13 protein-coding genes are annotated in these 13,439 nt (G+C 70.7%); 1 reads left to right on the forward strand and 12 read right to left on the reverse strand.

The annotated features are described in order from the left end of the window. Positions 1-6: 6 nt before the first annotated feature. From nuoK to ACFYUZ_RS09175, 11 genes are read right to left on the reverse strand one after another with little or no spacing between them, the layout of a single operon-like run. Positions 7-306: an NADH-quinone oxidoreductase subunit NuoK gene (nuoK, locus tag ACFYUZ_RS09125; protein ID WP_017239464.1), complete on the reverse strand. Its 300-nt coding sequence runs from the start codon at positions 304-306 to the stop codon at positions 7-9. Next, on the reverse strand, positions 303-1,145 hold the full coding sequence (locus tag ACFYUZ_RS09130; protein WP_389307223.1) for an NADH-quinone oxidoreductase subunit J: 843 nt from the start codon (positions 1,143-1,145) through the stop codon (positions 303-305). Before ACFYUZ_RS09130 ends, nuoK begins: the two co-directional genes overlap by 4 nt. After that, complete coding sequence (gene nuoI, locus ACFYUZ_RS09135; protein WP_389307224.1) at positions 1,142-1,738, reverse strand: NADH-quinone oxidoreductase subunit NuoI; 597 nt, start codon at positions 1,736-1,738, stop codon at positions 1,142-1,144. Before nuoI ends, ACFYUZ_RS09130 begins: the two co-directional genes overlap by 4 nt. Next, complete coding sequence (gene nuoH, locus ACFYUZ_RS09140; RefSeq protein ID WP_389307225.1) at positions 1,713-3,077, reverse strand: NADH-quinone oxidoreductase subunit NuoH; 1,365 nt, start codon at positions 3,075-3,077, stop codon at positions 1,713-1,715. The genes nuoI and nuoH overlap by 26 nt, the downstream gene beginning before the upstream one ends. Beyond that, on the reverse strand, positions 3,074-5,557 hold the full coding sequence (locus ACFYUZ_RS09145; protein WP_389307226.1) for an NADH-quinone oxidoreductase subunit G: 2,484 nt from the start codon (positions 5,555-5,557) through the stop codon (positions 3,074-3,076). The genes nuoH and ACFYUZ_RS09145 overlap by 4 nt, the downstream gene beginning before the upstream one ends. Then, positions 5,554-6,906 carry an NADH-quinone oxidoreductase subunit NuoF gene (gene nuoF / locus ACFYUZ_RS09150; protein WP_389307227.1) on the reverse strand — a complete coding sequence of 451 codons (1,353 nt, stop codon included), beginning with the start codon at positions 6,904-6,906 and terminating at the stop codon, positions 5,554-5,556. Before nuoF ends, ACFYUZ_RS09145 begins: the two co-directional genes overlap by 4 nt. Then, on the reverse strand, positions 6,903-7,643 hold the full coding sequence (gene nuoE / locus ACFYUZ_RS09155) for an NADH-quinone oxidoreductase subunit NuoE (protein WP_389307228.1): 741 nt from the start codon (positions 7,641-7,643) through the stop codon (positions 6,903-6,905). Before nuoE ends, nuoF begins: the two co-directional genes overlap by 4 nt. Next, the gene (locus ACFYUZ_RS09160) at positions 7,640-8,965 is read right to left on the reverse strand and encodes an NADH-quinone oxidoreductase subunit D (RefSeq protein WP_389307229.1); all 1,326 of its coding nucleotides are present in this window, start codon (positions 8,963-8,965) and stop codon (positions 7,640-7,642) included. Before ACFYUZ_RS09160 ends, nuoE begins: the two co-directional genes overlap by 4 nt. Next, the gene (locus ACFYUZ_RS09165; RefSeq protein ID WP_389307231.1) at positions 8,962-9,693 is read right to left on the reverse strand and encodes an NADH-quinone oxidoreductase subunit C; all 732 of its coding nucleotides are present in this window, start codon (positions 9,691-9,693) and stop codon (positions 8,962-8,964) included. Before ACFYUZ_RS09165 ends, ACFYUZ_RS09160 begins: the two co-directional genes overlap by 4 nt. Then, positions 9,690-10,244, reverse strand: coding sequence for a NuoB/complex I 20 kDa subunit family protein (locus ACFYUZ_RS09170; protein ID WP_389307232.1), 555 nt, complete (start codon positions 10,242-10,244; stop codon positions 9,690-9,692). Before ACFYUZ_RS09170 ends, ACFYUZ_RS09165 begins: the two co-directional genes overlap by 4 nt. 17 nt (positions 10,245-10,261) lie before the next feature. After that, on the reverse strand, positions 10,262-10,621 hold the full coding sequence (locus ACFYUZ_RS09175; RefSeq protein ID WP_019888619.1) for an NADH-quinone oxidoreductase subunit A: 360 nt from the start codon (positions 10,619-10,621) through the stop codon (positions 10,262-10,264). Between the two features lie 657 nt (positions 10,622-11,278). On the opposite strand from ACFYUZ_RS09175, the gene ACFYUZ_RS09180 reads away from it, so the two are divergent. After that, positions 11,279-12,154, forward strand: coding sequence for a C40 family peptidase (locus ACFYUZ_RS09180; RefSeq protein WP_389307233.1), 876 nt, complete (start codon positions 11,279-11,281; stop codon positions 12,152-12,154). Positions 12,155-12,223: 69 nt separating this feature from the next. Here the strand turns inward: ACFYUZ_RS09180 and ACFYUZ_RS09185 are convergent, their stop codons facing one another. Continuing rightward, positions 12,224-13,438 (reverse strand): ABC transporter permease, encoded by a 1,215-nt coding sequence (locus ACFYUZ_RS09185; RefSeq protein ID WP_389307751.1) that lies wholly within the window; start codon positions 13,436-13,438, stop codon positions 12,224-12,226. Position 13,439 lies beyond the last annotated feature (1 nt).

Raw genomic sequence — 13,439 nt, forward strand, 5'->3', positions numbered from 1 at the left:
CGCCCCTTACAGCTTCATCAGGCTGGCGTCGTCGACCGAGGCCGAGTGGCGGGCACGGAAGACGGACACGATGATCGCGAGCCCGACGACGACCTCCGCGGCGGCGACGACCATCGTGAAGAAGGCGATGATCTGGCCGTCGAGGTTGCCGTGCATGCGGGAGAACGTGACGAACGCGAGGTTGCAGGCGTTGAGCATGAGCTCGACGCACATGAAGACGACGATCGCGTTGCGCCGGATCAGCACCCCGGCCGCACCGATGGTGAACAGCAGGGCCGCGAGGTACAGGTAGTTGACGGGGTTCACCGGGTGGCCTCCTCTTCGTCCCGGTCCCGGCCGAGCCGCTCCTCGGAGCGCTGCTCCAGGGCCTTGAGGTCGGCCATAGCCTCGGTGGACACGTCCCGGATCTGGCCCCGCTTGCGCAGGGTCTGCATGACGGTGAGCTCCGACGCGGTGCCGTCGGGCAGCAGACCGGCGATGTCCACGGCGTTGTGCCGGGCGTACACGCCGGGCGCGGGCAGCGGCGGGACGTGCTTGCCCTCGCGCACGCGCTGCTCGGACAGCTCGCGCTGGGTGCGGGCCCGCTCGGTCCGCTCCCGGTGGGTGAGCACCATCGCGCCCACGGCCGCCGTGATCAGCAGCGCGCCGGTGATCTCGAAGGCGAAGACGTACTTGGTGAAGATGAGGGCGGCGAGGCCCTCCACGTTCCCGCCGTGGGCGCTGTTGGCCGTGCCGAGGCCGGCGAACTCCGTCAGCGAGGCGTTCCCGATGCCGGCGGCGAGCAGGATGCCGAAGCCGAGGCCGCAGGCGACGGCCAGCCAGCGCTGGCCCTTGATGGTCTCCTTCAGCGAGTCCGCGGCGGTGACGCCGACCAGCATGACGACGAAGAGGAAGAGCATCATGATCGCGCCGGTGTAGACGACGATCTGGACGATGCCGAGGAAGTACGCGCCGTTCGCCAGGTAGAAGACCGCGAGGACGATCATCGTGCCCGCGAGGCAGAGCGCGGAGTGCACGGCCTTCCGCATCAGGATCGTGGACAGCGCGCCGGCGACGGCGACGGTGCCGAGGACCCAGAACTGGAAGGCCTCACCGGTGGACGTCCCGGCGGAAAGCGTCACTGCCGCCGCGAGGTTCGCGCTCATGCGTCCGCCCCCTCCGGCTCGCCCTTCTCCCCCTTGGACACGGCGACCTGACGGACCGTGCCGGGCGCCGCCTCGGTGACGAGCCCCCGGTAGTAGTCCTGCTCGGTCATGCCCGGGAAGATCGCGTGCGGGGTGTCGACCATGTCCTCCTCCAGGCCCGCGAGGAGCTGCTCCTTGGTGTAGATCAGGTTCTCGCGGGAGGAGTCGGCCAGTTCGAACTGGTTGGTCATCGTCAGCGCCCGCGTGGGGCACGCCTCGATGCACAGTCCGCAGAGGATGCAGCGGGCGTAGTTGATCTGGTAGACGCGGCCGTACCGCTCGCCCGGCGAGTAGCGCTCCTCGTCGGTGTTGTCCGCGCCCTCGACGTAGATGGCGTCGGCGGGACAGGCCCAGGCGCACAGCTCGCAGCCGACGCACTTCTCCAGGCCGTCGGGGTGACGGTTGAGCTGGTGCCGGCCGTGGAAGCGGGGCGCCGTCGTCTTCTGCTGCTCCGGGTACTGCTCGGTCAGCCGCTTCTTGAACATGGCCTTGAAGGTCACGCCGAAGCCGGCCACCGGATTCTGGAAATCAGACACCGTCCGTCTCCTTTCCATCACTCGCAGTAGCAGTATCGGGGCCGCCGCTGACAACGAGGTCCCGGTCGTACCGGGACCTGCGCCGCGGCACGGGCGGCAGGGACTGTCCGGGCTTGGGAGGTACGGGGAAGCCGCCGGCCATCGGGTCGAAGGACCGCTCGTCGGCGGGACCGGCCGCGGCCTCCTTCGCCTTCCGGTCGCGAAGCGCGTCCGCCACGAAGGAGAGGAGGAGCAGGGCGAGGACGGCACCGGCCACGTACAGCACGATGTTGGAGAAGGCGATGTTCTCGTTCCGCAGCGCGCGGACGGTGGCGACCAGCATCAGCCAGACCACGGCGACCGGGATGAGGACCTTCCAGCCGAGCTTCATCAGCTGGTCGTAGCGGACGCGGGGCAGGGTGCCGCGGAGCCAGATGAAGAAGAACAGCAGCAGCTGCACCTTCACGACGAACCAGAGCATCGGCCACCAGCCGTGGTTGGCGCCCTCCCAGAAGGTGGAGATCGGGTACGGGGCCCGCCAGCCGCCCAGGAAGAGGGTCACCGACACGGCCGAGACCGTCACCATGTTCACGTACTCGGCGAGCATGAACATCGCGAACTTGATGGACGAGTACTCGGTGTTGAAGCCGCCCACGAGGTCGCCCTCGGACTCCGGCATGTCGAACGGGGCACGGTTGGTCTCGCCGACCATCGTGACGATGTAGATGATGAACGACACCGGCAGCAGGATCACGAACCAGCGGTCCGCCTGCGCCTCGACGATCTTCGAGGTCGACATCGACCCGGAGTAGAGGAAGACCGAGGCGAAGGCCGCGCCCATGGCGATCTCGTACGAGATCATCTGCGCGCAGGACCGCAGGCCGCCGAGCAGCGGGTACGTGGAGCCGGAGGACCAGCCGGCGAGGACGATGCCGTAGATGCCGACGGAGGCGACCGCGAGGACGTACAGCATCGCGATCGGCAGGTCGGTCAGCTGCATCGCCGTCCGGTGGCCGAAGATCGAGACCTCGTCGCCGGCCGGGCCGAAGGGGATCACGGCGATCGCCATGAACGCGGGGATGGCGGCGATGATCGGGGCGAGGACGTAGACGACCTTGTCGGCCTTCCTGACGATCACGTCCTCCTTGAGCATCAGCTTGATGCCGTCCGCGAGGGACTGGAGCATGCCCCAGGGGCCGTGCCGGTTGGGGCCGATGCGCAGCTGCATCCAGGCGACGACCTTGCGCTCCCACACGATGGAGAAGAGCACGGTGATCATCAGGAAGGCGAAGCAGAAGACGGCCTTGATCAGCACGAGCCACCAGGGGTCCGTGCCGAACATGGACAGGTCTTCGGCGGCCAGGACGTTCGGGGTCATGCCTGCACCTCCTGCGGGGTCGCCGGGCCGATGCGGACCAGGGAGCCGGGGCGGGCGCCGGTGTCGGAGAGGACGCCCCGGCCCGCCGAGTTCAGCGGGAGCCAGACGACCCGGTCGGGCATCTCGGTGACCTGGAGCGGGAAGGCGACCGAGCCGGCGGGGCCGGTCACCTCCAGGACGTCGCCGTCCTTGACGCCGGTGTCGGCGGCGGTGGCGGCGGAGAGCCGGGCGACGGCGGCGTGCCGGGTGCCGGCCAGGGCGGCGTCGCCCTCCTGGAGCCTGCCGAGGTCGAGGAGGAGCCGGTGTCCGGCGAGGACGGCCTCGCCGTCGCCGGGCCGGGGCGCCGGCCGGCCGGGCGCGCCGGGCTCGGTCGCCCGCTCCTCGGTCCAGCCGCCGAGCCGGTCCATCTCGCGCCGCACGGACCGCAGGTCGGGCAGGCCGAGGTGGGCGTCGAGGGCGTCGGCCAGCATGTGGAGCACGCGGGCGTCGGTCGGCGCGAGGGGCCGGGTCATCTGCTCGGGCTTGAGCGCGGCCTCGAAGAGCCGGGCCCGGCCCTCCCAGTTGAGGAAGGTGCCGGCCTTCTCGGCGACGGCCGCGACCGGCAGGATCACGTCGGCGCGTTCGGTGACCTCGCCGGGCCGCAGCTCCAGGGAGACCACGAACGCCGTGTCGAGGGCCTCACGCGCGCGTGCCGGGTCCGGCAGGTCGGCGACCTCGACGCCGGCGACGAGCAGCGCGGCGAGCTCGCCGCCGGCCGCGGCCTCCACGATCTGCCCGGTGTCGCGGCCGTAGCGGTGCGGGAGCTCGCGGACGCCCCAGGCGGCGGCGACCTCCTCACGCGCGCGGGGGTCGGTCGCGGGCCGGCCGCCGGGCAGCAGCGCGGGGAGCGCCCCCGCCTCGACGGCGCCGCGCTCGCCGGAGCGGCGCGGGATCCACACGAGGCGGGCGCCGGTGGCGGTCGAGGCGCGCAGGGCGGCGGTGAGCGCGCCGGGCACGCCCGCGAGCCGCTCGCCGACGGCGAGGACGGCGCCTTCCCGGCGGAGGGCCTCGGCCGCGGCGGCGCCCTCCTCGGAGAGGCCGACCCGGGAGGTGAGGGCGTCGAGCCACTCGGTCTCGGTGCCGGGGGCGGCGGGGAGCAGGGTGCCGCCCGCCTTCGTCAGGCCCCTGGTGGCGAACGGGGCGACCGCGTAGGTCTTCTGGCCGTGCTTGCGCCAGGCCTTGCGGAGCCGCAGGAAGACGGCGGGGGCCTCCTCCTCGGACTCCAGGCCGACGAGGAGGACGGCCGGGGCGGCTTCGAGCGAGGTGTACGTGACGCCGCTGCCGTCCAGGTCGCGTCCCCGTCCGGCGACGGCGGAGGCCAGGAAGTCGGCCTCCTCGCCGGAGTGGATCCGGGCCCGGAAGTCGATGTCGTTGGTGTCGAGGGCGACCCGGGCGAACTTGGCGTACGCGTAGGAGTCCTCGACGGTCAGCCGCCCGCCGGTCAGGACGCCGGTCCGGCCGCGGACGAGCCCGCGGGCGGCGGCCTCCAGGGCCTCGGGCCAGGAGGCGGCCTCCAGCTCACCGGACTCGGGGTTCCGGACGAGCGGGGTGGTCAGCCGGTCGCGCTGCTGGGCGTACCGGAAGCCGAAGCGGCCCTTGTCGCAGATCCACTCCTCGTTGACCTCCGGGTCCTCGGCGGCGAGCCGCCGCATGACCTTGCCGCGCCGGTGGTCGGTGCGGGTGGCGCAGCCGCCGGCGCACTGCTCGCAGACGGACGGCGAGGAGACCAGGTCGAAGGGGCGGGAGCGGAAGCGGTAGGCGGCGGAGGTGAGGGCGCCGACCGGGCAGATCTGGATGGTGTTGCCGGAGAAGTACGACTCGAAGGGGTCGCCCTCGCCGGTGCCGACCTGCTGGAGCGCGCCGCGCTCGACGAGTTCGATCATCGGGTCGCCGGCGATCTGGTTCGAGAAGCGGGTGCAGCGGGCGCACAGGACGCACCGCTCGCGGTCGAGCAGCACCTGGGTGGAGATCGCGACCGGCTTCTCGTAGGTCCGCTTGACGCCGTCGAAGCGGGACTCGGCCTGTCCGTGGGACATGGCCTGGTTCTGCAGGGGGCACTCGCCGCCCTTGTCGCAGACCGGGCAGTCCAGCGGGTGGTTGATGAGCAGCAGCTCCATCACGCCGTGCTGGGCCTTCTCGGCGACGGGCGAGGTGAGCTGCGACTTCACCACCATGCCGTCGGTGCAGGTGATGGTGCAGGAGGCCATGGGCTTGCGCTGGCCCTCGACCTCGACGATGCACTGGCGGCAGGCGCCGGCGGGGTCGAGGAGCGGGTGGTCGCAGAAGCGCGGGATCTCGATGCCGAGCTGTTCGGCGGCGCGGATGACCAGCGTCCCCTTGGGGACGGAGATCTCGGCGCCGTCGATGGTCAGCGTCACGAGGTCCTCGGGCGGTACCGGCGCGCTGCCGCCGCCGCTGGGGGTGGACGCGATGACGGTCATGCGGTCACCTCCTTGTGGTTGTCCGCCCAGGCGGTCGACTTGGCCGGGTCGAAGGGGCAGCCCCGGCCCGTGATGTGCTGCTCGTACTCCTCGCGGAAGTACTTCAGCGAGGAGAAGATCGGCGAGGCGGCGCCGTCACCGAGGGCGCAGAACGACTTGCCGTTGATGTTGTCGGCGATGTCGTTGAGCTTGTCGAGGTCGGACATCCGGCCCTTGCCGGCCTCGATGTCGCGGAGCAGCTGGACCAGCCAGTACGTGCCCTCGCGGCAGGGCGTGCACTTGCCGCAGGACTCGTGGGCGTAGAACTCGGTCCAGCGGGTGACGGCCCGGACGACGCAGGTGGTCTCGTCGAAGCACTGGAGCGCCTTGGTGCCGAGCATGGAGCCGGCGGCGCCGACGCCCTCGTAGTCGAGGGGCACGTCGAGGTGCTCGTCGGTGAACATGGGGGTGGAGGAGCCGCCGGGCGTCCAGAACTTGAGCCGGTGGCCCGGGCGCATGCCGCCGCTCATGTCGAGGAGCTGGCGCAGGGTGATGCCGAGGGGGGCCTCGTACTGGCCGGGCGAGGCGACGTGCCCGCTGAGCGAGTACAGCGTGAAGCCCGGGGACTTCTCGGTCCCCATCGAGGTGAACCAGTCCTTGCCCTTGTGCAGGATCGCGGGAACCGAGGCGATGGATTCGACGTTGTTCACCACGGTGGGGCAGGCGTACAGACCGGCGACCGCGGGGAAGGGAGGGCGCAGCCGGGGCTGGCCGCGGCGCCCTTCGAGCGAGTCGAGCAGCGCGGTCTCCTCACCGCAGATGTACGCACCGGCGCCGGCGTGCACGGTGAGTTCGAGGTCGAGTCCGCTGCCGAGGACGTTGGTGCCGAGGTAGCCGGCGGCGTAGGCCTCGCGGACGGCCTCGTGGAGGCGGCGCAGGACGGGGACGACCTCGCCGCGCAGGTAGACGAAGGCGTGGTTCGAGCGGATCGCGTAGCAGGCGATCACGATGCCCTCGATGAGGGAGTGCGGGTTGGCGAAGAGGAGGGGGATGTCCTTGCAGGTGCCGGGTTCGGACTCGTCGGCGTTGACAACGAGGTAGTGCGGCTTGCCGTCGCCCTGCGGGATGAACTGCCACTTCATGCCGGTGGGGAAGCCGGCGCCGCCGCGTCCGCGGAGGCCGGATTCCTTGACGTACGCGATGAGGTCGTCGGGGCTCATCGCGAGGGCCCGCTTGAGGCCCTGGTAGCCCTCGTGGCGCTCGTAGGTCTCCAGGGTCCAGGAGTTCGGCTGGTCCCAGAAGGCCGACAGGACGGGCGCCAGGAGCTTCTCGGGGCTGCTGTTGTTGATCTCGGCGGCCAAGGTCATCACTCCCCCTCCTGTCCGGAGGTCTCACCACGCGGGTGGACGATTCGGCGGTGCGGCTTCTCGCCCTTCGCCAGGCGCAGTCCCACGAGGGAGGCCGGGCCGGCGCCGCCGGTGGCCTCGACGGCGCCGGGGCGCTCGTCGGGGAAGCCGGCGAGGATGCGGGCGGTCTCCTTGAAGGTGCAGAGCGGGGCACCGCGGGTGGGCTCGACGGTGCGTCCGGCCCGGAGGTCGTCGACCATCTTCTTGGCGGACTCGGGCGTCTGGTTGTCGAAGAACTCCCAGTTGACCATCACCACGGGGGCGAAGTCGCAGGCCGCGTTGCACTCGATGTGTTCGAGGGTGATCTTGCCGTCGGCGGTCGTCTCGTCGTTGCCGACGCCGAGGTGCTGCTTGAGCTCCTCGAAGATGGCGTCGCCGCCCATGACCGCGCAGAGGGTGTTGGTGCAGACGCCGACCTGGTAGTCGCCGGAGGGCTTGCGCCGGTACATCGTGTAGAAGGTGGCGACGGCGGTGACCTCGGCGGTGGTCAGGCCGAGCATGTCGGCGCAGAACTGCATGCCGGTGCGGGTCACGTGGCCCTCCTCCGACTGCACGAGGTGCAGCATCGGCAGGAGCGCGGAGCGGGAGCCCGGGTAGCGGTCGATGATCGCCCGGGCGTCCTCCTCCAGGCGGGCGCGGACGTCCGCCGGGTACGCGGGGGCGGGGAGCTGGGGCATGCCCAGGCTGATCTGGTCTGTCATCGGTCGACGCCTCCCATCACGGGGTCGATGGAGGCGACGGCGACGATGACGTCGGCGACCTGGCCGCCCTCGCACATCGCTGCCATGGCCTGGAGGTTGGTGAAGGACGGGTCGCGGAAGTGGACCCGGTAGGGGCGGGTGCCGCCGTCGGAGACGACGTGGACGCCGAGCTCGCCCTTGGGCGACTCGACGGTCGCGTAGGCCTGTCCGGCGGGGACCCGGAAGCCCTCGGTGACCAGCTTGAAGTGGTGGATCAGGGCCTCCATGGAGGTGCCCATGATCTTCGCGATGTGGTCGGTGGAGTTGCCGAGGCCGTCCGTGCCGAGGGCGAGCTGCGCGGGCCAGGCGATCTTCTTGTCGCCGACCATGACCGGGCCGGGGGCCAGGCGGTCGAGGCACTGCTCGACGATCCGCAGGGACTGCCGCATCTCCTCCAGGCGGACGAGGAAGCGTCCGTAGGAGTCGCAGGTGTCGGCGGTCGGGACCTCGAAGTCGTAGTTCTCGTAGCCGCAGTACGGGTCGGTCTTCCGCAGGTCGTGCGGGAGGCCCGCGGACCGGAGGATCGGCCCGGTGGCGCCGAGGGCCATGCAGCCGGTGAGGTCGAGGTAGCCGACGTCCTGCATGCGGGCCTTGAAGATGGGGTTGCCGGTGGCGAGCTTGTCGTACTCCGGCAGGTTCTTCTTCATGGTCTTCACGAACTCGCGCACGGCGTCGACGGCGCCGGGCGGGAGGTCCTGGGCGAGGCCGCCGGGGCGGATGAACGCGTGGTTCATGCGCAGGCCGGTGATCAGCTCGTACAGGTCCAGGATCATCTCGCGGTCCCGGAAGCCGTAGATCATGATCGTGGTGGCGCCGAGCTCCATGCCGCCGGTGGCGATGCAGACCAGGTGCGAGGAGAGCCGGTTGAGCTCCATCAGCAGGACGCGGATGACGCTGGCGCGGTCCGGGACCTGGTCGGTGATGCCGAGGAGCTTCTCCACGCCCAGGCAGTACGCCGTCTCGTTGTAGAACGAGGTGAGGTAGTCCATGCGCGTGACGAAGGTGGTGCCCTGCGTCCAGGTCCGGTACTCGAGGTTCTTCTCGATGCCGGTGTGGAGGTAGCCGATGCCGCAGCGCGCCTCGGTGACGGTCTCGCCGTCGATCTCCAGGATGAGGCGGAGCACGCCGTGGGTGGACGGGTGCTGGGGCCCCATGTTGACGATGATGCGCTCGTCGTCGGCCTTCGCGGCGGACTGGACGACCTCCTCCCAGTCGCCGCCGGTCACCGTGTAGACGGCGCCCTCGGTGGTCTCGCGTGCGGACGACGCGCCGGTGCTGTTCACGAGTACGACCTCCGCTGGTCCGGAGCCGGGATCTGGGCGCCCTTGTACTCGACGGCGATGCCGCCGAGGGGGTAGTCCTTGCGCTGCGGGTGGCCCTGCCAGTCGTCCGGCATCATGATCCGGGTGAGGGCGGGGTGGCCGTCGAAGACGATGCCGAAGAAGTCGTACGTCTCGCGCTCGTGCCAGTCGTTCGTCGGGTAGACGGCGACGAGGGACGGGATGCGCGGCTCGGCGTCGGGGGCCGAGACCTCCAGGCGGATCAGCCGGCCGTGGGTCAGCGAGCGCAGGTGGTAGACGGCGTGCAGCTCGCGTCCCTTGTCGCCCGGGTAGTGGACGCCGGAGACGCCGGTACAGAGCTCGAAGCGCAGGGCGGGGTCGTCGCGCAGGGTGCGGGCCACGCGGACGAGGTGCTCGCGCTCGATGTGGAAGGTGAGCTCGCCCCGGTCGACGACCGTCTTCTCGATGGCGTTCTCGGGCAGGAGGCCCTGCTCCTCCAGGGCGCCCTCCAGCTCGTCGGCGACCTCGTCGAACCAGCCGCCGTACGGGCGGGTGGCCGGTCCGGGGAGCCGGACCGAGCGGACCAGGCCGCCGTAGCCGGAGGTGTCGGCGCCGCTCCGGGCTCCGAACATGCCGCGCTGGACGCGGACCTCCTCGCCGTGGTCACCGCGCTGACCGGGCAGGTTCTGCGCGCTGAGGTCCTTGTCGGGGTTGGGTGTCTCGTCACTCAACGGAGCAGACCCTTCAACTCGATCGTCGGCAGCGCCTTGAGCGCCGCCGCCTCCGCCTCGCGGGCCGCCTCCTCGGCGTTCACGCCGAGCTTGGAGGACTGGATCTTCTGGTGGAGCTTGAGGATCGCGTCCAGGAGCATCTCCGGACGGGGCGGGCAACCGGGCAGGTAGATGTCGACCGGCACGATGTGGTCGACGCCCTGCACGATCGCGTAGTTGTTGAACATGCCGCCCGAGGAGGCGCAGACGCCCATGGAGATGACCCACTTGGGGTTGGGCATCTGGTCGTAGACCTGCCTCAGGACGGGCGCCATCTTCTGGCTGACCCGGCCGGCCACGATCATCAGGTCGGCCTGGCGCGGCGAGCCGCGGAAGACCTCCATGCCGAAGCGGGCCAGGTCGTACCGGCCGGCTCCGGTGGTCATCATCTCGATGGCGCAGCAGGCGAGGCCGAAGGTCGCGGGGAACACGGACGCCTTGCGCACCCAGCCCGCGGCCTGTTCGACCGTCGTCAGCAGAAAGCCGCTCGGGAGTTTCTCTTCGAGTCCCATAGGTGCCCCTCAGCCCCTCAGTCCCATTCCAGGCCGCCGCGTCGCCACACGTACGCGTAGGCGACGAAGACGGTGAGCACGAAGAGCAGCATCTCCACGAGCCCGAAAAGCCCCAGGGCGTCGAAGGTGACGGCCCAGGGGTAGAGGAAGACGATCTCGATGTCGAAGACGATGAAGAGCATCGCCGTCAGGTAGTACTTGATCGGGAAGCGACCGCCCCCGGCGGGAGTGGGCGTCGGTTCGATGCCGCACTCGTACGCCTCAAGCTTTGCCCTGTTGTACCTCTTTGGCCCGATAAGCGTGGCCATGACCACGGAGAAGATCGCAAACCCCGCACCCAGGGCACCGAGCACGAGGACGGGCGCGTACGCATTCACGCTCCTCGCTCCTTCCAGTCGTCCTTGACCGTTGGACCGCACCGCCGGGCCGTGGAAGATCGCCTTCATGTGAGGCAGTTCACAAGCCCGACTGCCCCGCATCTTATGCCCGCCCCTCTGTGATCTGCGACACGGGGTGCAGCAACGACTTTGTGATCTCCACCACCCGACGAAGGATCATGAAGTCGGATGAGCGTGATCATGTCGCGTGAAGCACGCAGGTGATCACCAGATGTGACATCCGGACCGGAAATCGCTGCTCGGAGGGGGTGTTGCACTATCAAGTGATGGCCAGTACAGGCAAATTGGCCGTGGACGCGCCCAAGTGGTAAAGAAACCCGCCGTCGCCCGGTCGGGGGGTCCGGCGTACGGAGGTGGACGCGTGCGCGTTTTCACGAGCGAAGTGTGACCTGCGTCACGTCACAAGAGCTTCAAAAGAAGAGGGCTTGGCCATCGGCGTCAAGAGGTGGTAAGCGTCGGGCAATTCGGGCGTTTCAATGAAAACCCGTGATCAAGGGCTGGATGGGCCATGACCGATTTGCCCGTTACGGCGTCAATAAGGTTGCGCGCGAGGCGGATTCACGGATTCCAAACGCAACTGTGGCGCACCCCACGTTTCTTGAAGGGAACCGTCGAGCCCTGATAGCGGTTGTTCCCATGTCCCACACCGCTCACATACCCAGCCACCGGAAGCCCCGCCGCAGCGCCTCGAAGCTCGCGCTCCGCGCCGGAGTCGCCGGTGGCGTCCTCGGCACCATCGCGGTGGCCGGTGCTGCCGGGCCGGCGAATGCCGAGCCGGTGACCGAGACCATCGAAATGCCCACCCTGGGCTCGCTCGACGCCGCCGGCGGCCTCGCCAGCGCCGTCGCCGCCTCCGCCGAGGCCTCCCAGCAGGAGGCCCTCGACCAGAACCTCCGGTCCCTGGAGGACGCGGCGCTGCAGAAGGCCGCCAAGGAGGCCAAGAAGGCCAAGGCCGAGGCCGACCGCAAGGCCGCGGCCGAGCGCGCCGAGGAGGCCCGCCTCAAGGCCGAGCAGGAGCGCAAGGAGGCCGCCGAGCGCGCCTCCCGCGACGCCGCCCGCACCCAGCTCTCCACCCAGAGCTCGTCGGACGACGGCGGCTCCTCGTCGGACAGCGGCTCCACCACCTCCGAGAGCGGCAGCCAGACGCAGGCCCCCACCGGCTCCGCCGCCGCGATCGTGGCCTTCGCCAAGGCCCAGATCGGCGACGCGTACGTCTCCGGCGGCACCGGCCCCAACTCCTGGGACTGCTCCGGCCTCGTCCAGGCCGCCTACCGCGCGGCCGGCATCGACCTGCCCCGCATCTCGTACGAGCAGTCGAGCATGGGCACCTCCGTCTCCCTGAGCGACCTGCAGCCGGGCGACATCCTGTACTGGGGCAGCCGCAGCGGCTCGTACCACGTCGCCATCTACGTCGGCGGCGGCCAGTACGTGGGCGCGCAGAACCCGTCCAGCGGCGTGGTCCAGCACTCCATGGACTGGGACACCCCCTCGGGCGCCGTCCGCATCCTCTGATCGACCCCGCAGCATGCCGAAGGGCCGTCACTCCTCGGGGGAGCGACGGCCCTTCGTCGTGCCGGAGGCTCAGCGGCGCAGCGCCTCGGCCGGCTCGATGCGCGAGGCACGCCACGCCGGGTACAGCCCGGCGACGACGCCCGTGGCCAGGCCGACGGCCGGGGCCGCGACGACCGTGCCCGTGTGCATCACCGGCGTCCAGTCCCGCACCAGCGCCACCGCGATCACCGTGGACACGCCGAGCGCCGTGCCGACGAGCCCGCCGATCGTCCCCAGGGCGCCCGATTCCGTGAGGAACTGGACGGTGATGTGACGTCCCCGGGCGCCGAGGGCCCGTCTCAGGCCGATCTCGCCGGTCCGTTCGAGCACCGCCACGAGGGTGGTGTTGGCGATCCCGACCGCGCCGATCACCAGCGAGACCGCCGCGAGGAGCAGGAAGAGCTGGTCGAGGTCGTCGGTCACGCCCGCGCGCAGGGTCCTGGGGTCCGGCGGGGGGACGGCCTTCAGATACTCCGGATGGTCCGGGCGCAGCGCGACCGGGGCCTCCCGCGCGATCTGGGCGGCCGCGCCCGTCGCGGTCGTGATCAGCATCTTCGCGTCGCCCTGCTGGGGCGGTCCCCAGAGCTTCTCGGCGGTCGTCCGGGGCACGGTGACCGACATCAGGACGTCGGCCCTGCGCTTCACGTCGTCGATGATCCCGGCGACCGTGAAGGGTTCGTCGCCGATGAACACGGCGGGGCTGGTCTCCAGGGTCGTGATGCCGAGCCGGTCCGCCACGGCCCTGCCGAGCACCGCGACCGGCTGGCCGGACCCGGACGCGAACTCGTCGTACAGACGGCCCTGGGCGAGCGTCGGCGCCGCCGCCCGCAGCGCCCCGGGGGACGCCGCGACGACCTCGATCCGCTCGCTGCCCGTGCCGTCGCCGACCGGCGCGGAGCGGACGGCCGTGCCGGGCGCCAGGCGGACGGTCCAGTAGACGCCGGCGTCCTCGACCCCGCCGAGCCGCTCGATCCGGGCGTCCGCGTCGGCCGGGAAGGCGGGATCGGCGAACTCGTTCTGGTCGCGGGCGACGTCCTCGACGGTCACCTCGGTGGCCGTGAGGATGTCGAACCGCGAGTCGATCTGCGAGGACGTCGTCGCGGTCAGCCCGAGGATCGCCACGAACGTGCCGACGCCGAGGACGGTGCCGAGCGCGGTGAGGACGGAGCGCCCCGGCCGCTGGAGCATTCCGGCGACGGCCTCCGCGAGGACGTCGCGGGCCGCGAGCCGGGAGGGCTCGACCACC

The sequence above is a fragment of the Streptomyces sp. NPDC004266 genome (assembly GCF_042874095.1).
In the GTDB taxonomy this organism is placed as follows: domain Bacteria; phylum Actinomycetota; class Actinomycetes; order Streptomycetales; family Streptomycetaceae; genus Streptomyces.